Origin of the sequence: Streptomyces sp. NBC_01471, from assembly GCF_041438865.1 — a bacterium.
GTDB lineage: Bacteria > Actinomycetota > Actinomycetes > Streptomycetales > Streptomycetaceae > Streptomyces.
Map to the genome: position 1 here is coordinate 5551622 of NZ_CP109450.1, position 22487 is coordinate 5574108.

The 22487-nt window shown below is 69.2% G+C and carries 18 protein-coding genes and 3 tRNA genes; 12 read left to right on the top strand and 9 right to left on the bottom strand.

All coding sequences use genetic code 11. From position 1 onward, the window contains the following. Nucleotides 1-15 precede the first annotated feature (15 nt). From OG285_RS24865 to OG285_RS24880, 4 genes are all read left to right on the top strand, one after another. Nucleotides 16-1335: a deoxyguanosinetriphosphate triphosphohydrolase gene (locus tag OG285_RS24865; protein WP_356825591.1), complete on the top strand. Its 1320-nt coding sequence runs from the start codon at nucleotides 16-18 to the stop codon at nucleotides 1333-1335. Between the two features lie 161 nt (nucleotides 1336-1496). Then, on the top strand, nucleotides 1497-2759 hold the full coding sequence (locus OG285_RS24870) for an FAD-dependent oxidoreductase (protein ID WP_356825589.1): 1263 nt from the start codon (nucleotides 1497-1499) through the stop codon (nucleotides 2757-2759). A 156-nt stretch (nucleotides 2760-2915) separates the two neighbouring features. Further along, nucleotides 2916-4817, top strand: coding sequence for a DNA primase (dnaG, locus tag OG285_RS24875; RefSeq protein WP_356825587.1), 1902 nt, complete (start codon nucleotides 2916-2918; stop codon nucleotides 4815-4817). Between the two features lie 133 nt (nucleotides 4818-4950). Beyond that, nucleotides 4951-6165: a sigma-70 family RNA polymerase sigma factor gene (locus tag OG285_RS24880; protein WP_371792236.1), complete on the top strand. Its 1215-nt coding sequence runs from the start codon at nucleotides 4951-4953 to the stop codon at nucleotides 6163-6165. A gap of 81 nt (nucleotides 6166-6246) precedes the next feature. On the opposite strand, the gene OG285_RS24885 is transcribed toward OG285_RS24880, so the two are convergent. From OG285_RS24885 to OG285_RS24900, 4 genes are all read right to left on the bottom strand, one after another. Continuing rightward, nucleotides 6247-8214: an ABC transporter ATP-binding protein gene (locus tag OG285_RS24885; protein ID WP_371792237.1), complete on the bottom strand. Its 1968-nt coding sequence runs from the start codon at nucleotides 8212-8214 to the stop codon at nucleotides 6247-6249. Continuing rightward, nucleotides 8214-9947: an ABC transporter ATP-binding protein gene (locus OG285_RS24890; RefSeq protein WP_356825583.1), complete on the bottom strand. Its 1734-nt coding sequence runs from the start codon at nucleotides 9945-9947 to the stop codon at nucleotides 8214-8216. The genes OG285_RS24885 and OG285_RS24890 overlap by 1 nt, the downstream gene beginning before the upstream one ends. Before the next feature lie 143 nt (nucleotides 9948-10090). Then, on the bottom strand, nucleotides 10091-11554 hold the full coding sequence (locus OG285_RS24895; RefSeq protein ID WP_371792238.1) for an FGGY family carbohydrate kinase: 1464 nt from the start codon (nucleotides 11552-11554) through the stop codon (nucleotides 10091-10093). Between the two features lie 29 nt (nucleotides 11555-11583). Beyond that, nucleotides 11584-11883 carry a YtxH domain-containing protein gene (locus OG285_RS24900; protein WP_328317365.1) on the bottom strand — a complete coding sequence of 100 codons (300 nt, stop codon included), beginning with the start codon at nucleotides 11881-11883 and terminating at the stop codon, nucleotides 11584-11586. A gap of 167 nt (nucleotides 11884-12050) precedes the next feature. On the opposite strand from OG285_RS24900, the gene OG285_RS24905 reads away from it, so the two are divergent. The 6 genes from OG285_RS24905 (at nucleotide 12051) to OG285_RS24930 (ending at nucleotide 15426) form a co-directional block, all read left to right on the top strand. Then, nucleotides 12051-12123 (top strand) — tRNA-Asn (locus OG285_RS24905). A gap of 5 nt (nucleotides 12124-12128) precedes the next feature. Next, nucleotides 12129-12201 (top strand) — tRNA-Asn (locus OG285_RS24910). A 179-nt stretch (nucleotides 12202-12380) separates the two neighbouring features. Next, nucleotides 12381-12454, top strand: a tRNA-Ile gene (locus OG285_RS24915). A gap of 103 nt (nucleotides 12455-12557) precedes the next feature. Continuing rightward, complete coding sequence (locus tag OG285_RS24920; protein ID WP_371792239.1) at nucleotides 12558-13796, top strand: tyrosine-type recombinase/integrase; 1239 nt, start codon at nucleotides 12558-12560, stop codon at nucleotides 13794-13796. Nucleotides 13797-13930: 134 nt separating this feature from the next. Continuing rightward, nucleotides 13931-14467, top strand: coding sequence for a hypothetical protein (locus tag OG285_RS24925; protein WP_371792240.1), 537 nt, complete (start codon nucleotides 13931-13933; stop codon nucleotides 14465-14467). Between the two features lie 476 nt (nucleotides 14468-14943). Next, the gene (locus OG285_RS24930) at nucleotides 14944-15426 is read left to right on the top strand and encodes a diadenosine tetraphosphate hydrolase (RefSeq protein ID WP_371792241.1); all 483 of its coding nucleotides are present in this window, start codon (nucleotides 14944-14946) and stop codon (nucleotides 15424-15426) included. Here OG285_RS24930 and OG285_RS24935 read toward each other — a convergent pair. Both OG285_RS24935 and OG285_RS24940 read right to left on the bottom strand, forming a co-directional pair. Beyond that, complete coding sequence (locus OG285_RS24935) at nucleotides 15413-16051, bottom strand: hypothetical protein (RefSeq protein ID WP_371792242.1); 639 nt, start codon at nucleotides 16049-16051, stop codon at nucleotides 15413-15415. The genes OG285_RS24930 and OG285_RS24935 overlap by 14 nt on opposite strands. 36 nt (nucleotides 16052-16087) lie before the next feature. Then, the gene (locus tag OG285_RS24940) at nucleotides 16088-17221 is read right to left on the bottom strand and encodes a hypothetical protein (protein WP_371792243.1); all 1134 of its coding nucleotides are present in this window, start codon (nucleotides 17219-17221) and stop codon (nucleotides 16088-16090) included. An 849-nt stretch (nucleotides 17222-18070) separates the two neighbouring features. Here OG285_RS24940 and OG285_RS24945 point away from each other — a divergent pair. Further along, complete coding sequence (locus OG285_RS24945; protein WP_371792244.1) at nucleotides 18071-18316, top strand: hypothetical protein; 246 nt, start codon at nucleotides 18071-18073, stop codon at nucleotides 18314-18316. 38 nt (nucleotides 18317-18354) lie between these two features. On the opposite strand, the gene OG285_RS24950 is transcribed toward OG285_RS24945, so the two are convergent. Continuing rightward, nucleotides 18355-18681, bottom strand: a complete 327-nt coding sequence (locus tag OG285_RS24950) for a helix-turn-helix domain-containing protein (RefSeq protein ID WP_371792245.1) — start codon at nucleotides 18679-18681, stop codon at nucleotides 18355-18357. 223 nt (nucleotides 18682-18904) lie between these two features. On the opposite strand from OG285_RS24950, the gene OG285_RS24955 reads away from it, so the two are divergent. Then, entirely contained in the window at nucleotides 18905-19702 is a 798-nt protein-coding gene (locus tag OG285_RS24955) for an SDR family oxidoreductase (RefSeq protein ID WP_328333083.1), read from the top strand. A 17-nt stretch (nucleotides 19703-19719) separates the two neighbouring features. Here OG285_RS24955 and OG285_RS24960 read toward each other — a convergent pair whose 3' ends face one another. Continuing rightward, nucleotides 19720-22131 carry a site-specific integrase gene (locus tag OG285_RS24960; RefSeq protein WP_371792246.1) on the bottom strand — a complete coding sequence of 804 codons (2412 nt, stop codon included), beginning with the start codon at nucleotides 22129-22131 and terminating at the stop codon, nucleotides 19720-19722. Continuing rightward, a complete protein-coding gene (locus tag OG285_RS24965) occupies nucleotides 22128-22478 on the bottom strand; it encodes a helix-turn-helix transcriptional regulator (RefSeq protein ID WP_328333079.1) in 351 nt (116 codons plus the stop codon). Before OG285_RS24965 ends, OG285_RS24960 begins: the two co-directional genes overlap by 4 nt. Nucleotides 22479-22487 lie beyond the last annotated feature (9 nt).

Below are 22487 nucleotides of genomic sequence, written 5' to 3' on the forward strand. Positions count from 1 at the left end.
CAGTAGTGTCGGAGCATGGAAGGCACCGCGTACACCCCGACCGACTGCGAGCGCTGGGACACCGAGCCGGACAAGAGGCCGGGCCGTACAGCCTTCCAGCGCGACCGTGCCCGCGTGCTGCACTCCGGTGCGCTGCGCCGGCTCGCGGGCAAGACCCAGGTGGTCACACCGGGCTCGCTGCCGCAGGCGCGCGGTGCCGTACGGGCGGGGGAGACCCCCTTCCAGATCTGGGACTCCAGCCCCCGCACCCGCCTCACCCACTCCCTGGAATGCGCCCAGGTCGGCAGGGAACTCGGCGCCGCGCTCGGCTGCGACCCCGATCTCGTGGAGACCGCCTGCCTCGCCCACGACCTGGGCCACCCGCCGTTCGGCCACAACGGCGAACTGGCGCTCAACGACTTCGCCCGGGACTGCGGCGGCTTCGAGGGCAACGCCCAGTCGCTGCGCCTGCTCACCCGTATCGAACCCAAGCGGTTCGTCCACTCGGAGACCACCGGCGAGCCGGTCAGCGTCGGCCTGAACCTCACCCGGGCCGCCCTCGACGCGGCCACCAAGTACCCGTGGCCGCGCGGCGCCCACCCCACCGAGCCCGGCTCGGTGAAGTTCGGGGTGTACGAGGACGACCTGCCCGTCTTCGACTGGGCCAGGCTCGGCGCCCCGGCCGACCGCAAGTGCTTCGAGGCCCAGGTCATGGACTGGTCCGACGACGTCGCCTACTCCGTGCACGATGTCGAGGACGGGCTGCACGCCGGGCACATCGAACCCGGCTGTCTGACCTCCGGGCCGGAGCGGGACGCCATCATGGCGGTGGCCGTCGGCCGTTACGTATCCGGCGACACCGACCCCGCCGAGCTCACCGACGCACTCGACGGCCTCCTCGCCCAGGAGTGGTGGCCGCACGGCTATGACGGAACCGCCGTCGCGCAGGCCCGGCTGAAGGACGCCACCAGCCAGCTCATCGGCCGGTTCTGCCTGGCGGCCGAGAGTGCGACCCGGGCGTCGTACGGCGCGGGACCGCTCACCAGATACGCGGCGGAACTGGTCGTGCCACGGCGGGCGCGACTGGAGTGCGCCGTCCTCAAGGCCGTCGCCGACCGCTATGTGATGCAGCGCGAGGAGCAGGAGCGGCTCCGTATCGACCAGCGCGAAGTGCTCGCCGAACTGGCCGAGGCGCTCACGGCCCGAGCACCCGAAGGGCTCGACCCGCAGTTCCGCGCGCTGTTCGAGGCGGCACCCGGCGACCGCGACCGCAAACGGGTGATCGTCGACCAGATCGCCTCGCTCACGGACACCTCGGCGCGCTCGCTGCACGCGCGGCTGACCGTCCGTCACTGAGGTGACCGTCCGCGGTACGGCCGGGTACGGCTGTCCGCCGCCATGCCATCATGACCGGCCATTCCTGACCGTGCGTGAGCCTCAACACCTCACACCTCTTCCCCCATCACACTCCGTGCGGGACGCTCGCAAGTGGCGCCAGCACTCCAAGGAGGCATCAAGTGGTCGACGCACATCTGACGTTCGTCATCATCGGCGGAGGGCTCGCGGGGGCGAAGGCCGCCGAAACGCTCCGCACCGAAGGGTTCGCGGGCCGCGTGATCCTCATCGGTGACGAGCGCGACCACCCCTACGAACGCCCGCCCCTGTCGAAGGGGTTCCTGTCGGGCAAGGACGAGCGCGACAGCGTCTACGTCCACGAGACCGCCTGGTACGCGCAGGCCGACATCGAGCTCCACCTGGGACAGACCGTCGTCTCCATCGACCGTGCCGTCAAGGTGGTACGCCTCGGTGACGACACGGCCATCCACTACGACAAACTGCTGCTGGCGACCGGCGCCGAGCCGCACCGCCTCGACATCCCCGGCACCGGACTCGCGGGCGTGCACCACCTGCGCAGGCTCGCCCACGCCGACCGGCTGCGGAACGTCCTGGCCTCACTCGGCCGGGACAACGGCCACCTGGTGATCGCGGGAGCGGGCTGGATCGGCCTGGAGGTCGCGGCGGCCGCGCGCGGCTACGGGGCCGAGGTCACCGTCGTCGAACCGCACCAGACCCCGCTGCACGCGGTCATCGGGCCGGAGCTCGGCCAGATCTTCACCGACCTGCACGCCGAGCACGGTGTCCGCTTCCACTTCGGCGCCCGCCTCACCGAGATCACCGGCCAGGACGGCATGGTCCTGGCCGTCCAGACCGACGACGGCGAGGAGCACCCGGCGCACGACGTGCTCGCCGCGATCGGCGCGGCCCCCCGTGTCTCCCTCGCCGAGGCAGCGGGGCTGGAACTCGTCGACCGGGCGGACGGCGGCGGTATCGCCGTCGACTCCTCGCTGCGCACCTCCGACCCGGACATCTACGCGGCGGGCGACGTCGCGGCGGCCCGGCACCCGCTGCTCGGCACCCGGCTGCGCGTCGAGCACTGGGCGAACGCGCTCAACGGCGGCCCGGCGGCGGCCCGCGCGATGCTCGGCCAAGGCGTGGCGTACGACCGGATCCCGTACTTCTTCTCCGACCAGTACGACCTGGGCCTGGAGTACTCGGGATGGGCGCCGCCCGGCTCGTACGACCAGGTGCTCATCCGGGGCGACGCGGGGAAGCGGCAGTTCATCGCCTTCTGGATGAAGGACGGGCGGCTGCTGGCCGGGATGAACGTCAATGTGTGGGACGTCACCGAACAGCTCCAGCGGCTGATCCGCTCCGGCGCGACGCTGGACCCGGAGGCGCTCGCCGACCCGTCGGTCGACCTGGCCACGCTGGGCACCTGAGGCCGGGCGGGGCAGGAGGGGCGGCGGTCCGGCAGCCGGGGCAGGCGGGGCCGGGCCGCCCCCGGCCCGCCCGGGCGGCGGTCCGGCGCCGGGCGGGCCGCCGGTCGGGCGGGCAGGCCCGCACGGAGTGTCCGAGCCGGACCGTAGACTTCACCCGTGGCAGGCAGGATCAACGATGACGACGTGAAGGCGGTCCGGGACGCGGTCCCGATCGACGCCGTCGTGTCCGAGTACCTCCAGCTGCGGAACGGGGGCGGCGGGAACCTCAAGGGCCTCTGCCCCTTCCACGACGAGAAGTCCCCCTCCTTCCAGGTGAGCCCGGCCAAGGGCCTCTTCCACTGCTTCGGCTGCCAGGAGGGCGGGGACACCCTCGCCTTCATCATGAAGATCGACCACCTCTCGTTCAGCGAGGCGGTCGAGCGCCTCGCGGGCACGGCGGGCATCACCCTCCGGTACGAGGAGGGCGGCTACACCCCCAACAGCCAGCGCGGCGAGCGCATCCGGCTGGTCGAGGCGCACAAGGCGGCCGCGCAGTTCTACGTCGAGCAGCTCGCCGGCGCCGAGGCCGAGATCGGCCGGAAGTTCCTCGCCGAGCGCGGTTTCGACCAGGCCGCCGCCACGCATTTCAGCGTCGGCTACAGCCCCGCGGGCTGGGACCACCTGACCCGCTACCTGCGCGGCAAGGGCTTCTCCGACAAGGAGCTCATCACCTCCGGCCTCTCCCAGGAGGCGCGCGGCGGCAAGCCCATCGACCGCTTCCGCGGCCGGCTGATGTGGCCGATCCGCGACATCAGCGGCGAGGTCGTCGGCTTCGGCGCGCGCAAGCTCCGCGACGACGACAACGGGCCGAAGTACCTCAACACCCCCGAGACCTCGATCTACAAGAAGTCCCAGGTCCTCTACGGAATCGACCTGGCCAAGAAGGACATCGCCAAGTCGAGCAGGGCCGTCGTCGTCGAGGGGTACACCGACGTCATGGCCTGCCACCTGGCCGGTGTGACCACCGCGGTCGCCACCTGCGGCACGGCCTTCGGCACCGACCACATCAAGATCCTCCGCCGTCTGCTGATGGACAACGGCAGCGCCCGTGTGATCTTCACCTTCGACGGTGACGCGGCCGGGCAGAAGGCCGCCCTGCGGGCCTTCGAGGACGACCAGAAGTTCGCAGCCGAGACCTACATCGCCATCGCCCCCGACGGGATGGACCCCTGCGATCTGCGGCTCGCGCAGGGCGACGAGTCCGTGCGCGGCCTGGTCGAACCCCGCACCCCGCTCTTCGAGTTCGCGCTCCGTCAGATCATCTCGCGCTACGACCTGGAGACCCCGGCGGGCCGGGCGGCGGCGCTCGACGAGGCCGCGCCGGTGGTGGCCCGGATCAAGAACAGCGCCTCGCAGCACGAGGTCGCCGTGCAGCTGGCCGGCATGGTCGGCATCCTCGACACCCAGTTCGTGGTCAAGCGCATCAGCCAGCTCGCGCAGTGGGCCCGCGGAAGGGGCAACGCACCGGGGCCCTCGCGCGGCGGCCGCCCCCCGCAGCAGACCGAGGCGCCACGCCCCCCGTCGAGCGGCCCCGCGCTGAACCTCCGCAGCCCCGCCCACCGCACCGAACGCGAGCTGCTGAAGCTGGCGCTCCAGCGCCCCGAGCTGGTCTCCCCGGCCTTCGACGCCTACGGGGCCGACGAGTTCACCGCCCCGCCGTACGCCGCCGTACGCGAGGCGATCATGGAGGCGGGCGGCGCCGAGGAGGGCATCACCGACTCCTTCGAGTACCTCACCCGGGTCCGCGCGGCGGCGCCGAACGACACGGCCCGGGCCGTGGTCACCGAGCTGGCCGTGGAGCCGATCATGCGCCGCACGGTCGACGAGCTGTACGCGGGCGAGCAGCTGGTCCACGTCCGGCTGCGCGCGGTCGACCGCCGGATCGCGGACGTCCAGGGCACGCTGGCGCGGGCCTCCACACAGGGCGACGCGGAGCAGTACGCGGCGGTCCAGAGCGAGTTGTGGACCCTCCAGCAGTACGGCCAGTCCCTGCGCAACCACGGCGCCGCCGCGCTCTGAGCCGGGCCGGCTGCCGCCCGCCGCCCGCCGCCGGACGGGTCCGCAGGGCTCCCGGCGGCCCGGTGGCGTTCCCGTAACCGCCGGGTCACGAAGCGGACTCAGAAAGTCACCGCACACCTCTCGTGGCCGTGCTGTGTCGTACCCCACACTGGACAGCGGTGGCCCGAGACCGACCGCCACCCGGGGGACGGAAGGCGGCCCCGCCGCCGCCGTCCCGCTGCCGCACGCCCCCGATCCGGCAGTCATCCTGGAGGCCGCCCCCGTGCAGACCCGGACCCTGACCGAAACCGATGTGGCCCCGGCAATCCCTCAGCAGGGCCCGGCCGCAGGCCATCCCGAGACCGTCCCCGGCCCGGGACGTCCCGAGCCCGAGGTCGTCGTGGAGGACCCGGACGAAGCGCCCGCACCCGCGCGCACCCGCGCCGCGGACACCGGGGGCCCGTCGTCGGACCTCTTCCGCCAGTACTTACGGGAGATCGGCCGCATCCCGCTGCTCACGGCTGCCGACGAGGTCGACCTCGCCCGCTGTGTGGAGGCGGGCCTCTTCGCCGAGGAACGGCTGGGGAGTTCGTCCGATCCCGACTCCCGCCTCGCCGCCGACCTGGACCGCCTCGTGGTGCTCGGCCGGATGGCCAAACGGCGGCTGATCGAGGCCAACCTCCGCCTCGTGGTCTCCGTCGCCAAGCGGTACGTGGGCCGCGGGCTGACCATGCTCGACCTGGTCCAGGAGGGAAACCTCGGCCTGATCCGGGCGGTGGAGAAGTTCGACTACGCCCGCGGCTACAAGTTCTCCACGTACGCGACCTGGTGGATCCGCCAGGCGATGTCCCGCGCCCTGGCGGACCAGGCCCGGACGATACGGGTCCCGGTCCACGTGGTCGAGCTGATCAACCGCGTGGTGCGGGTCCAGCGCCGGATGGTCCAGGAACGCGGGTACGAACCGACGCCCGAGGAGGTCGCGGCCCAGCTCGAACTCACCCCGGAACGCGTGGGGGAGGTGCTGCGGCTGGCCCAGGAACCGGTGTCCCTGCACGCCCCGGTGGGGGAGGAGGACGAGGTGGCGCTGGGTGACCTCATCGAGGACGGCGACGCGGCGTCCCCGGTGGAGTCGGCGGCGTTCCTGCTGCTGCGCCAGCACCTGGAGGCGGTGCTCTCCACACTGGGCGAACGTGAACGCAAGGTCGTCCAGCTCCGCTACGGCCTGGTGGACGGCCGGCCCCGCACGCTGGAGGAGATCGGACGGATCTTCGGGGTGACGCGTGAGCGGATCCGCCAGATCGAGTCCAAGACACTGAACAAGCTGCGCGACCACGCCTTGGCGGACCAGCTGCGGGGCTATCTGGACTGAGCGCCGGTGACGGGAACGGACGGGGTACGGGGAGCAGTTACCCCGCACCCCGCACCCCGCACCCCGCACCCCCGGGTGGACCTAGTCCACCTCCACCACGGCCTGGGCGAACTGCGCCGCGTAGAGCCGCGCGTAAGCCCCGTCCGCAGCCAGCAACTCCTCGTGCGAACCCTGCTCCACGATCGACCCGTTCTCCATCACCAGAATCACATCCGCGTCCCGGATCGTGGAGAGCCGGTGCGCGATGACGAAGCTGGTGCGGCCGTGCGCCAGACGGGCCATCGCCTTCTGGATCAGCACCTCGGTACGGGTGTCGACGGAGCTGGTCGCCTCGTCGAGCACCAGGATCACCGGATCGGAGAGGAAGGCCCGCGCGATCGTGATCAGCTGCTTCTCGCCCGCGCTCACCCCCGTACCCTCGTCGTCGATGACCGTGTCGTAGCCCTCGGGCAGGGTGCGGATGAACCGGTCGGCATGGGCCGCCCGCGCCGCCTCCTCGACCTCCTCGCGGGTCACGGCGTGCGACGAGCCGTACGCGATGTTCTCCGCGATGGTGCCGCCGAAGAGCCAGGTGTCCTGGAGCACCATGCCTATCCCGGAGCGCAGTTCCTCTCGCGTCATCCTGGCGATGTCGGTCCCGTCGAGCGTGATCCGCCCGCCGGTGACCTCGTAGAACCGCATGAGCAGGTTGACCAGCGTCGTCTTGCCCGCGCCGGTCGGTCCGACGATCGCGACCGTGTGGCCCGGTTCGACCGCGAGCGACAGGTCGTCGATGAGCGGCTTGTCGGCCTCGTACCGGAAGGAGACCTTCTCCAGCGCGATGCTGCCGCGGACCGCCACCGGGTGCACGGCCGTGCCGACGCCGGATTCCGCGCCGGATTCCGTGCCGGAAGCGGAGGCGTCGGCGTCGGGCGTCTGCTCCTCCGCGTCGAGCAGCTCGAAGATCCGCTCGGCGGACGCCACACCCGACTGCACCAGGTTCGCCATCGAGGCGACCTGGGTCAGCGGCTGCGAGAACTGCCGCGAGTACTGGATGAACGCCTGCACATCACCGATCGACAGCGTGCCGGAAGCGACCCGCAGCCCGCCGATGACCGCCACCAGCACATAGTTGAGGTTGGAGACGAACATCATCAGCGGCTGCATGATGCCGCTGTTGAACTGGGCCTTGAACCCGGCCTCGTACAGCGCGTCGTTCTGCTCGCGGAAGGCCTCGGCCGACTCCGCCTGCCGCCCGAAGATCTTGACCAGGGCGTGCCCGGTGTACATCTCCTCGACGTGGGCGTTGAGCTTGCCGGTGACCTTCCACTGCTGCACGAACTGCGGCTGGGACCGCTTGCCGACGCGCGTGGCCACCAGCACCGAGAGCGGTACGGTCACCAGCGCGACCAGCGCCAGGATCCAGGAGATCCAGAACATCATCGCCAGCACGCCGATGATGGTCAGCAGCGAGTTCATGAGCTGGCCCATGGTCTGCTGCATCGTCTGGCCGATGTTGTCGACGTCGTTGGTCGTCCGGCTGAGCACCTCGCCGCGCTTCGCCCTGTCGAAGTACGACAGCGGCAGCCGCGACAGCTTCGCCTGGATCTCCTCACGCATCCGGTACATGGCCTGGTTGATGATCCGGGCCGCGAGCCGGGTGGTGACGAGCATCAGCAGCCCCGCACAGGCGAAGGCCACCAGCGCGAGCAGCAGGATCTCGCCCACCTGGGAGAAGTCGATGCCCTTGCCCGGGGTGAAGTCCACACCGGAGAGCATGTCGGCCATCGCGCCCTGGCCCTTGGCGTGCAGGGCCTTCAGGGCCTGCGCCTTCGTCGTGCCCGCGGGCAGCTGCCGGCCGATGATCCCCGCGAAGATCAGGTCGGTGGCCCGGCCCAGGATCTTCGGTCCGACGACCGAGAGCGCGACGCTGCCGACGACCGCCGCCAGCATCGTGAACAGTGCCGCGCGGTCCTGCGACAGCTGCCGCAGCAGCCGCTTGGCCGACCCCTTGAAGTCCATGGACTTCTGGGTCGGTCCTGCCATCATGCGTCCACCAGGACCGGCCATCAGGCTGCCTCCGCCTCGGTCAGCTGGGAGAGCACGATCTCCCGGTATGTCTCATTGCCGTCCATCAGCTCGTGGTGCCTGCCGGTCCCGACGACCCGGCCCTCGTCCATGACGACGATCCGGTCCGCGTCGCGGATGGTCGAGACGCGCTGGGCGACGATCACCACGGTCGCCCGGGCGGTCTCGCGCCGCAGCGCGGTCCGCAGCGCCGCGTCGGTCGCGTAGTCCAGCGCCGAGAACGAGTCGTCGAAGAGATAGATCTCCGGCTGCTGGACCAGCGTCCTGGCGATCGCCAGCCGCTGCCGCTGCCCGCCGGAGACATTGGTACCGCCCTGGGCGATCGGCGCGTTGAGCCCGCCCTCCAGCTTCTCGACGAACCCCTTGGCCTGCGCCACGTCCAGCGCGTGCCACAGCTCCTCATCGGTCGCGTCCGGGTTCCCGTAGCGAAGGTTCGTCGCGACGGTCCCGGAGAAGAGATACGGCTTCTGCGGCACCAGGGACACGGTCTTCGCCAGCAGGACGGGGTCGAGTTCCCGTACGTCGGTGCCGTCCACCAGCACCTCGCCGCCCGTGGCGTCGAACAGCCGGGGTACGAGACCGAGCAGCGTCGACTTCCCGCTGCCGGTCGATCCGATCACCGCGGTGGTCTCACCCGGCAGCGCCTCCAGGGCGACCTCCCGCAGCACCGACGCCTCGGCGCCCGGGTACTTGAACCCGGCCCCGCGGATCTCCAGATGGCCGTGCCTGGCCAGCTCGGTGACGGGACGGACCGGCGGCACCACGCTGGAGTCGGTGCCGAGCACCTCCTGGATCCGCTCGGCGCAGACCTCCGCGCGCGGCACCATCATGAACATGAAGGTGGCCATCATCACGGACATCACGATCTGCATCAGATAGGAGAGGAACGCGGTGAGCGCCCCGATCTGCATCGCGCCGCTGTCGATCCGGTGCGCGCCGAACCAGACCACCGCGATCGACGACACGTTCACCACGGTCATCACCGTCGGGAACATCAGGGCCATCAGCCGCGCGGTCCCCAGGGAGACATCGGTCAGCTCGGTGTTGGCGCCCTTGAAGCGCTCCTTCTCGTACGCGTCCTTCACGAAGGCGCGGATGACGCGGTTGCCGGTGATCTGCTCACGCAGCACCCGGTTCACCGTGTCGAGCCGGACCTGCATCTTCCGGAAGAGCGGCCGCATCCGCCGGACGATCAGGGAGACCAGCACGAGCATGACCGGGACGACCGCGATCAGTACGAGCGAGAGCGGCACGTCCTGGCCGAGCGCCAGCACGATGGCGCCCACGCACATGATCGGCGCCGAGGCCATCAGGGTGAACGACATCAGGACCAGCATCTGGATCTGCTGGACGTCATTGGTCGTCCGGGTGATGAGGGACGGGGCGCCGAAGTGCCCGACCTCGCGGGCGGAGAACGACTGCACCCGGTCGAAGACGCCGGCACGGATGTCCCGGCCGAGTGCGGACGCGGTCCTGGCACCGAAGTAGACGGCGCCCATGTTGCAGATCACCTGCACCACGCTGATGGCGATCATGAGCCCGCCGAAACTCAGGATGTAACCCGAGTCACCCTTCACGACACCGTTGTCGATGATGTCCGCGTTGAGCGTCGGCAGATAGAGGGTGGCGCAGGTCTGGAGCAGCTGAAGCAGCGCCAGCAGAGCCATGGGTTTCTTGTACGGGCGCACATAGGTCCGCAGAAGTGTTATGAGCACGTGCAGTCTCTCGGGTCGGCGGTCCGGCGGGGCTTCCGGCAGGGCAGGGCAAGGCAGGGGACGGTGTCCGGCCAACCCAGTTTCCGGCACCGCGCAACCTGATACGAACCGTTTTCCTCAAACCGAGGTCAAGAACACGGCTGTCAGGACGGCGTGCCGAACGCTCCCGGATGGATCTGGTCACGCGTTGCCTCGTACTGCTTACGGACCGCCTGGCCCACCGGGAGGTCGTCGCCCGGTTCGAATACCTGCGCGGCGGCGCCCTGCCAGGCGGGCGGCGTCTGCGGATCCAGTGTCCCCTCGGAGACCCCGAGTGCCCAGGCCGCCTGCCGGGCCGCACCGACCGCCGCGTAGTCGGCGGGCTGCGGGACGACGACCTGCGCGCCCAAGATGCCGGGGGCGGCGGCCTGGACGGCGGGCAGTTCGGCGGCGGCGCCCAGCAGGAACACCCGGCGCACCTCGACGCCGCGGTCCCGCAGCACGTCCATGGCGTCCGCCAGCGAGCAGAGCATGCCCTCGAAGGCGGCCCGCGCCACGTGCTCGCGCTTCATCGACTCGCGCCGCAGCCCGGACAGGGTGCCCGCGGTGTGCGGCAGCTGCGGGGTGCGCTCGCCCTCCAGATACGGCAGCAGCACCACCCCGGACGCGCCGGGGGTGGAGGTCAGGGCGAGCGCCGACAGGGCCTCCAGGTCCTCGGCGCCCAGCAGTTCGGCGGTGCCGCGCAGCGCCCGTACGGCGTTGACCGTGTGGACCACCGGCAGATGCATCCCGGTGGCGTCGGCGAACGAGGTGATCATCCCGGACGGGTCGGACAGCGCCTCGTGGTGCACGGCCATCACCGAACCCGAGGCTCCCAGCGACACGACCACGTCGCCGACCGAGACCCCGAGCCCGAAGGCGGCGGCCATCGTCTCGCCGGTGCCGGCCGAGATGAGCAGCCCCTCGGGGGTGGTCCCCGCCGAGTCGGACGGGCCGAGCACCTCGGGCAGCGCGGCCGTGTGCCCGAGAGCAAGCTCCACCAGGTCGGGGCGGTAGGCGCCGGTCGCCGCCGACCAGTAGCCGGAGCCCGACGCGGCGCCCCGGTCGGTGATCCGCCGGGCGGGCCGCCCGAGCAACTGCCACACGAGCCAGTCGTGCGGCTGGAGCAGCGAGGCGATCTTCGCGGCCGCCTCCGGCTCCTCCCGCACCAGCCAGCGCAGCTTCGCCACCGGCTGGGCGGCCTGCGGTACGGAGCCGACGGCCTCGGCCCACGCGGACCGGCCGCCGAGCGAATCGATCAGATCCGCCGCGGCGACCTGCGCCCGCTTGTCATTGCCGATCAGCGCGGGCCGTACGAGATTGCCCTGCCGGTCCAGCGGCACCAGGCCGTGCTGCTGGGCGGACACGCCAATGGCCTGCACGCCTTCCAGCAGCCCGCCGGACGCCGCCTCACCGAGCGAGAGCAGCCAGCTCTGCGGATCGGCTTCGTACTTATTGGTCTCTTCACCCGCCTCACCCGTCTGCGGATGGGGCGCATACCCCTGGCGCAGCACGGCACCCGTGTCCGTGTCGCACACGACGATGCGCGTGAAGGCGGCTGAGCTGTCAAGACCGGCGACTATCCCCATACGGCCCGATTGTGCCGCACGCGAGAACGTCAGGTGTTGGTGGTGCCCCAGTCGTCCTCAACGGCTCCGTTCCGCTCGCGCAGCGACCGGACCCGGTGGGCCATCGCGTCGGGCATCCTGTCGCCCATCTTCTCGCTCACGGTGTGGAGCGCCTTGCCCGCGACATCCCGCCCGTTCTGCGCGGCGGCCTCCGCCGCGTTGCGCACGGCCGGGTTCTCCGCGACCTGGCGGGCGGACTTCTTCAACTGCTCGTAACGCTCCCGACCGGCACGTGTGCCGATCACATAACCGAGAGCGAGTCCTACGACGAACGTCAGCTTGTACCGCATGGCTGCCTTCCCTTGTGCCGGTGCTTCCCGCCTACCCGGCCGGCGCGTGATCACCCGGGGCGGAACCGATTGGCGGAGCACCCCCCTGCTTGCGCTAATGTATGTGTCGCAGCGAGCACACGCCCCCTGGGAACGGTCCGGTGGGTACGTTCGGTGCACAGCAGCAATCCCCTGTAGCTCAATTGGCAGAGCAGCCGGCTGTTAACCGGCAGGTTACTGGTTCGAGTCCAGTCGGGGGAGCGCGGTCCCCTGTAGCTCAATTGGCAGAGCATTCGGCTGTTAACCGGAGGGTTACTGGTTCGAGTCCAGTCGGGGGAGCACATGACGGAAGAGGGCCCTCAGGGGCCCTTTTTCGTGTTGTTTTCCGCTGGGGTGGAACCGTCCCGTCGACGGCGCAGTCCTCATGGTCAGCGATGCCGACCATCCGAGGCAGGAGATCGTATGAGCGGCTATGCTGCGGCAGACGGCGCGCACACGTGTACGCGCCACGCCGTAATGGGGCGGTAGCTCAGCCGGTTAGAGCAGCGGACTCATAATCCGTCGGCCGTGGGTTCGAGTCCCACCCGCCCCACACAGAAGAAACGTCGTGACCTGCGGATACGCTTCGTCAAGCGTACCGCGGTCAAGGCGTTCGCCACACAAACGCCACACCGAAGCCCCGTACGATTTCTTCCATGGCTTCGATCAAGACCAACTCCCGGCTGTCCGGAGACCCTTCTTATACCGTCGTATGGCGGGCCGGTGGCTCCCGGACGGGGTGCTGGTGCCGTGAGACCTTCGACGATGAGGACCAGGCGAAACGTTTCCGCGACCTGGTCAACGGTCACGGACAGCAATGGCCCCCGGGGTGGGTCAAGGGGGAGGGGTTTGTCGAGCCGAGTGAGCCGGACGTGAGTGACGCGGAAATGTTCCCGCTGTTCGCGCACAACTACGTGGGGCTGCTGACCGACATATCGGACCACACGAGAATCAACTACACGAGGTTCATCGATAATCACATGGTGCCGTGGTTCGGGAAGCTCTCCGTTTCGGACCGCGGCAGCAGGATCACCCGTGACCATGTCAGCCGGTGGATCCTGGATCTCAAGGACGGTCGCCCCGGCCCCCTGCACGCGCCGGGGACCGCACGCCGCGCGTATGCGGCGAAGACGATTGCCAACCTCCATGGCCTGCTCTTCAGTATCTTGCAGTCGGCCGTGGAGTCCGATCCGGCGCTCCGCGACTCGAACCCCTGCGCGCACACCCGGCTGCCTAGGAGCGGTGACGCCGAGGACGACGAGGTATTCCTCGAACCTGAGGAGTACGCCCTCCTCCGTGCGCACCTCCGGCCGGATGCGGTGGACATCATCGATGTCCTCGTGAGCACGGGGCTCCGGTGGGGCGAGGTGACGGCGCTACAGCCGAAGGACTTCACTCTGGCCTCCAAGCGGCCGACGCTGCGGGTCCAGCGGGCGTGGAAGCGTCGTGGTGAGGGCGGGACGTTCCTCGGCGCTCCGAAGACGAAGAAGTCACGCCGCACCCTCGTGCTGACGTCGGATCAAGTAGAGATGTTCCAGCGGCTCTGCCGGGGCAAGAAGCCGAACGACCTCGTCTTCACCGCGCCTGAAGGCGGCGCCTGGCACTCCGGGGTGTTCCATGCTCACCGATGGAAGCCCGCCCTGAAGGGCGCCAATGCCGCAGGCCTCACCAAGCAACCCCGGATTCACGATCTCCGCCACACTCATGCGTCCTGGCTGATAGCCAGTAGGGTCCCGCTGCCGGTTATCCAGGCTCGCCTTGGCCACGAGTCGATCACGACGACTGTGGACCGGTACGGGCATCTCCTGGAGTCCTCGGATGACGAGGTCGTGGCAGCCGTCAAATGGGCTATGGGTGCTGCTGCTGTGAAGCGTGATCTCTCCAGGGTGGCCTGAGAGCCGTTTGGAGTCAGCAGACAGCACGAGAACGATGTCCTGCCCTAGAGCGCAGGCCGCGTCCCGGCCGTCCGTTCGCCTGCGCCAGGACGTGCCAGGGTAGGACGGTCGAAGGCGGACGGGGGAGATGTCAGGTGGACGCTAGCGTTGCAGCGATACTCGGCGCGGCGATCGGTGCCGTCGGCGGCCTTGGCGGTGGCTTGCTCACCCTCGGCGCACAGGTTCGGACCCTCGATGCTCAGCATCGTGCGGAGGAGAAGCGTTGGCTCGCGGACTTGCGTCGCGAGACCTACACGGGGTTCGTCACCTGTACGAAGCAGTTGTCCAATGCAGTCTGGAAGGCGTCCGATTCACTCCACAGTGAAGGCGCTGCAGAAGACTGGGAGGGCGCCTTCCGGAGCGTGCACGACGCCTGGACGCAGTTCAGTGCGGCCTCCGCGGCCGTCACCATGGCCGGCCCGCATGCTGTAGCGGCTGCCGCCGAGGATTTGCGCGGGTCCATGAGGCATTGGGAGATGCTGACTGGAGCCTGGATCCGCGCGGCGATCCAGCAGGGCACAGGGCGACTCAACGAGCATGACGTGCAGTTCATGGCGGCATTCGAGGCCAAGAGGCCCTTCGAGGAGGCGTTTCAGATCGCCGCGCGGCGCGCTCTGGGGACCGAAGCGTGAGGTCACCAGAGGCTCAGCGGCCGGCCCTCCACGATTGCTGCGCTGATGCGGTCCGCGATTTCCTGACCTGATTCGTGGTTCGCCAGGCCCTCTCGGATGGTGGCACCGATCGCGCGGGAGCGTTCGGCCGGGCCGCGGAGGTCCGCAAGGGGGCTGCCGGGGTCTGTGCGGCGTGCCAGCCATTCGGCCCGGTTCTCCGCAGCCGTGCCCAACCGGAGATGCGTTGGCTGCTGGCACGAGTGGTTGTCGCAGGTGTGGCAGACGGTCGGGCTGTCGGTTCCCCAGCCGAGTCGAGGGATGACACCATGCGCGAGTTGGTATCCGTACAGGTGGCCCGGCACCGTGCCCGTGCGTGTCCTGCCGGGCCGCGAGGCGGCCCTGAATACTGGTGGAGATCACTTATTGCTGGGCTGCGGTATTCAGACGGATCACGGGCCAACAAGGACCCAATGATCGTTGCCGTGTAGGTTCCCGCCATGACGGATGACTGGCGTGAGGATCGGATCGGGAGTGCCGTGAGGGGCGAGAACCCCACTGTGCTGCGACGGCTGGAGGCTGGGTTCGCGGTGATCGGGGACGTCCAATTCCTTCCGGGGTATTCGGTGCTGTTGGCCGATGAACTGGATGTGCAACGGCTGTCGGATCTGCCAAAGCCGAAGCGGATGTCCTTCCTCTCCGACATGGATCGTCTCGGGGAAGCGGTCGAACGCGCTTGCCGCCGCCTGGACCCTGCCTTCAGGCGCGTGAATCTGGAGATCCTAGGCAACACCGACAGCTTCCTGCATGCCCACGTGTGGCCGCGGTTCGATTGGGAGCCCGGCGAGTTGGTGGGTAAGCCGGTGTGGCTGTATCCGAGTGAGCGATGGAGTGATGAGCGCTTCGCCCTCGGTTCGCAGCATGACGCGCTGCGGCAAGCGATCGGAGTGGAACTGGACGGGTTGTCCCTCACCACAGAGTGAGCGGTGCGCCGACGGTCCGGGCTTCACGGATCCGCCGTTCGATCTGCTCGGCGCTGTCCCCTGCCGTGATGCCGGCGCGGATAGCTGCCCCGACGGCTCGGGCACGGCCTGCGGCGCCCCGCAGGTCAGCGAGTGGCCCGTGAGGGTTGCGGTGACGCTGGGCCCACTCTGCGCGGTTCTCGGTGTTGGTGCCGAGGCGTAGGTGAGCTGGGTTGACGCATCCGGCTTCGTCGCAGCGGTGGCAGAGGCAAGGGTCGTCTTCCCCGGACCAGCCAAGTCGGGGGATCACCCCGTGTTCAAGCTGGTAGGCGAAGAGGTGCGCGGGGACGGTGCCGCGGCGGGAACGGCCAGGGAGGCTGGCGGCGCGGAAGCTTCCGTGACCGGTCGAGGAGATCCCCGCGGTCCATATCCAGCAGGCGGGTTCGGGACGCCTGTAGCGCTTGGTTTCAAAGCGCGCCACGATCGCCGGATCGTCCAGCCAGCTCTGCCAGAGTTCAGCGGGGATGCGGACGCGCTGAGGCTGTCCGAACAGGGCCAATTGATCGTCATGCTGAGTGCGCTCAGTGCCCGGCGACGGCATGAACGGCAGGACATCCTCCTGAAGCCTGGGGCTGTACTGGGGCATCGAGGATGGCCTCCCGTCCCTGGTGCTGGGGTGCTGTTACCCGTTGTCGGCGCGGGCTGCAAGGTAGCTGGTCCAGTCTCGCTTGACGAGTTTCGCCCAGCGGACAGCGGTTGTGATGTGGAGTCCGAGCAAGTCGGCGATCACCGAAGCGGGGAGGTCGGCAGCCATGGAACACAGGGCACTGTTGCGGGCGGGGCGGACGCGGATACCGAGGGCGTTGAGCTGATGGGTGAGGCGGCCGTGGTCCATGGAGGCGCCGGGACGTGCGCCGGGGAACAGCAACCCACTACCTGGGGCAAGGTCTCGGATGATGGGGCGGCGACTGAACGGCTCTGCAGTAGCGAGCCGTTGGACGATCTCAGCGAGCGGAGGCGGCAACAGCACGGGGTGCCGGTCGAGAGTGAGATACGTGTACTCGCCTCGCATGGTGATGTGGGAGCGGGTGAGCGTGACGATGCGCTGTGGCCGCTGGCCGTAGAGCAGCACGAGAGCGCCAGCGACACGCTGGTGGAGCGGGATGCCCTCTTCGGTGAAGCAGCGTCGCAGCAGTCGCCACCGCTCGTGGTCATCGAGGACGTCACCGGGTTCGTCCCGGCTGCCAAGCCAGGGGACATAGAGGTCGGGAGCGAGACGGCGGCTGTGGGCCCAGCGCAGGAAGTCGCGGAGGCGGTGGTGGGTGTCGGTGCCGGCGTCCAGCCAGCCGTCGATGTGTGCCTGGGTGACCGTGGCCAGCGTCAACTGCTGTTCATCGAGCCAGGTCAGGAAGCGGACGGAGATGAGGATGCGCGAGCGGGCGTACTTGCGGACGCTCGGGGTCGAGGCTCGTCGCATGCTGCGTCCGCGGGCCCGGCTCAGTACGGACCAGGACGCGTAGGGGCGGATGAGTATGGTGATGTGCGGTGGCTGAGTGGCGAGGAGGGTATCGAGCCAGCCCGGGATGCCGTCGAGGTGTTCGTCGCGGGCAGGCAGCACGCCGGCCGTCACCAGGACCGTGCGCAGGTATTGGACGGGCTTGTGGTGGGAGGGAAACGAGTCGAGGAGCTCGTGGGTGATCTCTTCGTGGTCGCTGGCGAGGCGGCCAAGGAGGTCGCCCCAGCCGGAGCGGTAGAGCCAGAGCAGGATCTGGTAGGGATCTGATTCGGCGTCGAGCAGGCCGATCAAGGGGGCCAACTGGGGCCGGACGTTCCCGTCCGGGCCGGACAACAGTTGATGTACGCGGTCGTGGGCGACGCAGCGTGGGCAAAGGCCGTCGGAGAAGAGGGCATCGAAGCGACCGCATCGGCCGCAGTTCCACTCCCGGTCATCGCCCGCGCAGGGTCCGCAGATCAGTTGCCCGGCGGTGCCGATGCCGATGAGGGGGCGGGCGGCGTCGCACTGGCCGCAGGGCTCGGCATTTCGACGAATCTTCGTGTGGCAGGGGGCGCAGACGTCCCCGAGCGGGAGCCGCGAGTGGATGCGCTGGGACTTTCCGCAGCGAACGCAGGGGCGCCGCGGGCGTCTGCGGGCGCGGCAGCTGCTGCAGCGTGGTTCGCCCGTCTTCAGCCCGCGTGGACAGGGCTTCTGCTGACCGCAGTCGACGCAGGTCAGCACAGGCGGGTTCCAGCAGCGCTCGCAGACCAGTTTCCCGGACTCCCGGTCTCGGCGGCGGTTTGCTGTTACCCGGCCGCAGTCCGCGCACTCCGCAGCCTTCGACCGCTGGTAACAGCTTCCGCAGAGGGGACCTTGGTCGGTGTAGGCCCTTACCGGCTGGTCGCGGTCGCAGGCGGAACAGATCTGTGGCCGTTTGGGAAGGCAGGTCTGGCAGAGCGGCTGTCCGTCACGGCGGGCGACGACCGGTGCCGACTTGCCGCAGACGCAGCATTCTCGCCAGAAGGACGTGTCCCGGCGCTTGCACTTGGGGCAGACGGCTCCGCCGTCCGTCTGACGCAGGGCGACCTCGCGTAGATCGCCGCAGCGGACACACGTCTCGACGTGCTGACGGCTGTAGCAGCTGACGCAGGCCCTGCCGTCATCCACACGGTGCCGCAGCGTCTTGGCCCGCTGGCAGCGGATGCATCGGGCCCGCTCGACCAGGGGATGTTCGGCGGCGAGGACATCCAGAAGCCGGAGCCGGGCGGCTGGCCCTCCGGAGTGGCCCGAGAACAGCGCATCCGGGGAGTTTGCGAGGTGCCCCAGCAGTTCACCGGCGGCAGAGCGGCGGAGCCGCAAGCTCGCGACATGAGCGGACAGAGCATCGCTGTCCGCCCCGGGCAGGGCTCGCCGTAGCAACTCAACGATTGCGTCTGTCACCTCCGGCGGAACTGTCACAGCCCCTCCGGGCGCCGGATGGACGTGCGGCGTACTTGCGGAACGGTCGGGCTGCTATCTCCCGTGCCGGTCTTGCGGACCTGCTGGTTGACCACGGTGATCTCGATGAGGTCCTGGACCTGGCAGTCGAGGATGTCGCAGAGCGCCGCCAGGGTGTCCATCGACATGCGCTGCGGTGGCTGAGTCACCAGGCGGAAGACCTGTTCCCGCGACAGGTGCACGCCGCGCTCGGCGAGCAGGGGCACAAGGTCCGTGGTGGCGAACATCCCGTGGTCGGCCATGATCTTGCGCAGGTGCCACTCGTAGCCCATCTTGCGGATCACGACACGCTCCATCGGTCAGCCTGGCGGTTCAGGGAGCGCTGGAGTAGCCGGTTGCGGTACTCGTCGCTCACCCCTAATGGTGGAGTCGGGTATTGGAACTGCCTGAATACCTGTCTGATCTATGCCATGTGTGCCTTGTGGCGGCTAGGTCTCCGCGTGTGACTGTGGCAGCGACCGGGAAAATCGGGTGCCGTGCGAAGGGTGGCCCGCCAGGATGAGGATCATGACTGGTGAGACGCCCTTGGGGAGACGGCAGCACGTGGGAGAAGCGGGGCGCCCGCTTGCCTTGGTCACGGGGGCGGGCCGTTCGGCGGGGATCGCGGCGGCCGTGGTGCTGAATCTGGCCCGGGCCGGGTGGGATGTGGCCTTCACGTACTGGACTCCGTATGACGCGCGGATGCAGTGGGGCCTGGAGCCGGGTGCGCCCGAAGAGCTGCAGAAGAAGGTGGCGTCGCTCGGGGCGAGAACGCTTGCGGTCGAGGCGGACCTGAGCGACCCGGCCGTGCCGGCTCAGCTCTTCGACAGAGTCGAGCGTGAACTGGGAAACGTCACCGCGCTGGTGCTCTGCCATTGCGAGTCGGTCGACTCCGGCTTGTTGGACACCACGGTGGAGAGCTTCGACCTGCATTTCGCAGTCAATGCGCGGGCAACCTGGCTGTTGATCCGGGAGTACGGGCTGCGGTTCCGCGGACAGCACGGCAGCGGGCGGATCGTCAGCCTGACCAGCGACCACACGGCCGGCAACCTGCCTTATGGGGCAAGCAAGGGAGCGATGGACCGGATCACGCTGGCGGCCGCCCGTGAGCTCGCCCACCTGGGAGTGACCTGTAATGCGATCAATCCCGGACCGACCGACACGGGCTGGATGACCGAAGATCAGAAGGCGGACATGATCCGCTTCACGCCCCTGGGACGCCTCGGTGTGCCGCAGGACTGCGCGAATCTTGTCTCCTTCCTCTGCTCTGCAGAGGGCGGATGGATCAACGCCCAGCTTCTCCAGAGCAACGGCGGCATGGGTTAGCAGCGCATGGCATTGGCTCACGGGCGGCTGGCGACGTCGGCTGCGTAGGCGGCCCAGTCTCCGGCGGCGGCTCGCTGCCATTTGACGGCGACGGTGATGTCGATGCCGAGGGTGCGGGCGAGGACTGCTGCGGGCAGTTCCGTGGCGAGCTGGAAAAGAGCAGTCGAGCGGGCTTCCGCGAGGCGGATGCCGAGTTTGCGGAGGCGTTCGCCCATGGCCCAGGCGCTGATCGGGCGGCCGGGCTGGCCGCCGGGGAAGAGCCAGGGTGAGTCCGTCCGGGCGAGGACGGCATGGCTGCGGCGGACCGCGACTTGGTGGAGGGCGAGTTCAGCGACGGGTGTCGGTAGTTCGACCGGGACGGCGCCGAGGTGGATACGGACGGCTGTGTCCGTCTCCTCGACGTGGTCGACGGTGAGCCGGGAGATCGTGGCGGGCCACTGGGCATAGAGGAGCAACAGCAGGCCGGCGAGGCGGTCTTCGGGCTTGAGGGCGTCGTCGTGCAGCAGGCGTCGCGCGGTGTCCCAGCGGGCCTCGTCGTCCATCGGCTGGGTGGGGCCGTTCCATCTGACGGCCGGGAAGCTGAGGTCGCGGGTGATCTTCTGGGCCAGGGCCCAGCGAACGAAGTGGCCTGCCTCTGTGCGAAGGAGGACGCCGTCGCTGGTCATCCAGCGATCAAGATCGGCCTGTCGGCAGGTGGTCAGGGTCAGATTCTGTTCCTCGAGCCAGTCCAGGAGATAGACGGCCGCCCGCAGGTGCTGCCGCGCGGTCGCGAGCTGGTAGTGGGTGATCTCCTTGCCGCGGCTGCGTCGGCGAAGCCGACGTAGAAGGTGCCAAGTTGCGTACCGGTGCAGAATTTTGCGTCCCTCGACCGTCGTATGGGAGGTGACGAGGTCCTTTACGTGCCGTTCGAGACGGATCATCTGCTCGTCTCGTTTAGGCAGGACTCCGGCGGCGACGAGAACGCTGCGGATGTGCTCCACGACCTTGCCTTCCGGGAGCTCATCCAGGGCCTGGTGGGTGAGAGGGCGGCGGCCGGAGCCAAGATCGGACAGGACGGTGGATACGATGCCTTTGGAGAGCCAGCTCATCGCGGTGCGGGCCCGTTCGGTGCTGGCCAGGGCGTCGTAGAGGGGCTGCAGCTTCGAGGGTATGGAGCCGGTATCGTCGGCGAGGAGATCGTGGAGCCGCTGCTTGAGAGTGCAGCGAGGACACGGACCCGGCGCGTGCAGCCGCTCGGCTTGTCCGCAAGTGGGACATGGGCGCCAGAGCTCGGCGTCCGGTGTCGTGCACGGACCGCAGATGGGCGCGTCGGCGGTGCCGGAGTGGATGCCGCGGAGTCCTCCGCAGATGGTGCAGTGAGCTTGTCGTTGGAAACAGCCGCGGCAGCGGGGCAGGCCGGTGAGCTTCGAGAGTGTGCCGGGCGCGGTGCGGCCGCAGATCGCGCAGACCAGGACGGGCAGGGGGCAGCAGTTGGGGCAGAGGGGACCGTCGGCGGTGCGGTTCTGTACTCGGCGTCGTTCGCCGCAGCTGATGCAGACCTCGGTATTCGCGGGGTCGGTGATCAGGCAGTTCGGACACAGCGGTCGCCCCTGGTCGTCGCGAGTGGCCGGCTCACGCCGGGCCCCGCAGCGTACGCATTCTTCGACGCGGGACTTGGCGATGCAGTTGCGGCAGACCCGCTGTCCGTCCAGCGGCTTGTCGATGCGGACCACCCGGCAGCAGCGAGGACAGGCAGGCCGGACGATCCCAGCGACACCGGCCTCGTGCAGCAGCTCGATGAACTTCAAGATGGCGCGATGCGGCGCCAGGTAGCCCTCTCCGGTCAGCAGCCGGGGATTCTCCTCCAAGGCCCAGACCACTCGCTGGCGATAGTGGGGACGGTCGGGCGCCGTCCGGCGGAGAGCCTCGGCGACCGCATCACGGTCGGCGCCCGGGGCGATCGCGGTGATCAGGTCCTGGACGACCGTGACAGGATCGCGGTGGTCGTGGTCGGGACACACCTTGAAGCGCGGCAGGCCCTTACGGTCGCGGAAGCCGACGCGACGGACGTTGCCGCAGGCGGTGCACTCGGCGGTTTCCTGCCCGCAGACTGAGCAGTACCAGTCCTGCCCCTTGCGTTGAAGAGTCCGCAGAATCTTGCCGCACTCGGCGCAGAGAGGTGGTGCGATCACCGAGGCGCCGGCCTTGCGGAGCTCGATGAGCAGATCGCCGATGGCCCGGGGCGCCGGGGACCGGCCGTCGGTGAGGACAGCGGGCCGTATGGCCAGGGCCTTGGCCAAGCTTCGTGACTTCGCTCGGCCGCCCGCGACCGCGGTGACCACGGCCCGGATCATCTCGATGCCGAGTTCCCTCTCGATGTCGGCGACGAGGTCGGTGATCAAGCCGACCGGGTCTGTGACGGCGCGGTCGAGCTGGTCAGCCGTGGTCATGACCGGTCAACACTCCTGATCCGAGCCCGCTTTGGCCGCAGCCCGCCAAGCCCCTCCACGGAAGGTGCCGAGCCACCGGCAGCGGCCTTCTTCGGCTTCTTCACGGCGCCGGCCGCCGCGATGGGCTCGATGAGGTCGTCCATGGTGCAGTCGAGGATGTCGAGCAGGGCCATGAGGATCTTCAGGCTCAGTCGCTCCGGTCGCTCGACGACAAGCCGGTAGACCTGGCTCGATGACAGGCTGATGCCGCGTTCCTTGAGCGGTGGGAGGAGGTCGGTGGTGGAGAACATCCCGCGGTCGGCCATGACTTTGCGCAGGTGCCAGTGGTAGTCGAGCTTGGCGGCCATCGCCGGATC

What these genes read in the sequence shown, in the direction of transcription:
- OG285_RS24920 (WP_371792239.1), top strand. Translation starts at nt 12,558, where the DNA reads ATGGCTTCGATCAAGACCAACTCCCGGCTGTCCGGAGACCCTTCTTAT.
- OG285_RS24965 (WP_328333079.1), bottom strand. Translation starts at nt 22,478, where the DNA reads ATGGCCGCCAAGCTCGACTACCACTGGCACCTGCGCAAAGTCATGGCC.
- OG285_RS24930 (WP_371792241.1), top strand. Translation starts at nt 14,944, where the DNA reads ATGACGGATGACTGGCGTGAGGATCGGATCGGGAGTGCCGTGAGGGGC.
- OG285_RS24955 (WP_328333083.1), top strand. Translation starts at nt 18,905, where the DNA reads ATGACTGGTGAGACGCCCTTGGGGAGACGGCAGCACGTGGGAGAAGCG.
- OG285_RS24960 (WP_371792246.1), bottom strand. Translation starts at nt 22,131, where the DNA reads ATGACCACGGCTGACCAGCTCGACCGCGCCGTCACAGACCCGGTCGGC.
- OG285_RS24865 (WP_356825591.1), top strand. Translation starts at nt 16, where the DNA reads ATGGAAGGCACCGCGTACACCCCGACCGACTGCGAGCGCTGGGACACC.
- OG285_RS24900 (WP_328317365.1), bottom strand. Translation starts at nt 11,883, where the DNA reads ATGCGGTACAAGCTGACGTTCGTCGTAGGACTCGCTCTCGGTTATGTG.
- OG285_RS24895 (WP_371792238.1), bottom strand. Translation starts at nt 11,554, where the DNA reads ATGGGGATAGTCGCCGGTCTTGACAGCTCAGCCGCCTTCACGCGCATC.
- OG285_RS24935 (WP_371792242.1), bottom strand. Translation starts at nt 16,051, where the DNA reads ATGCCCCAGTACAGCCCCAGGCTTCAGGAGGATGTCCTGCCGTTCATG.
- OG285_RS24885 (WP_371792237.1), bottom strand. Translation starts at nt 8,214, where the DNA reads ATGGCCGGTCCTGGTGGACGCATGATGGCAGGACCGACCCAGAAGTCC.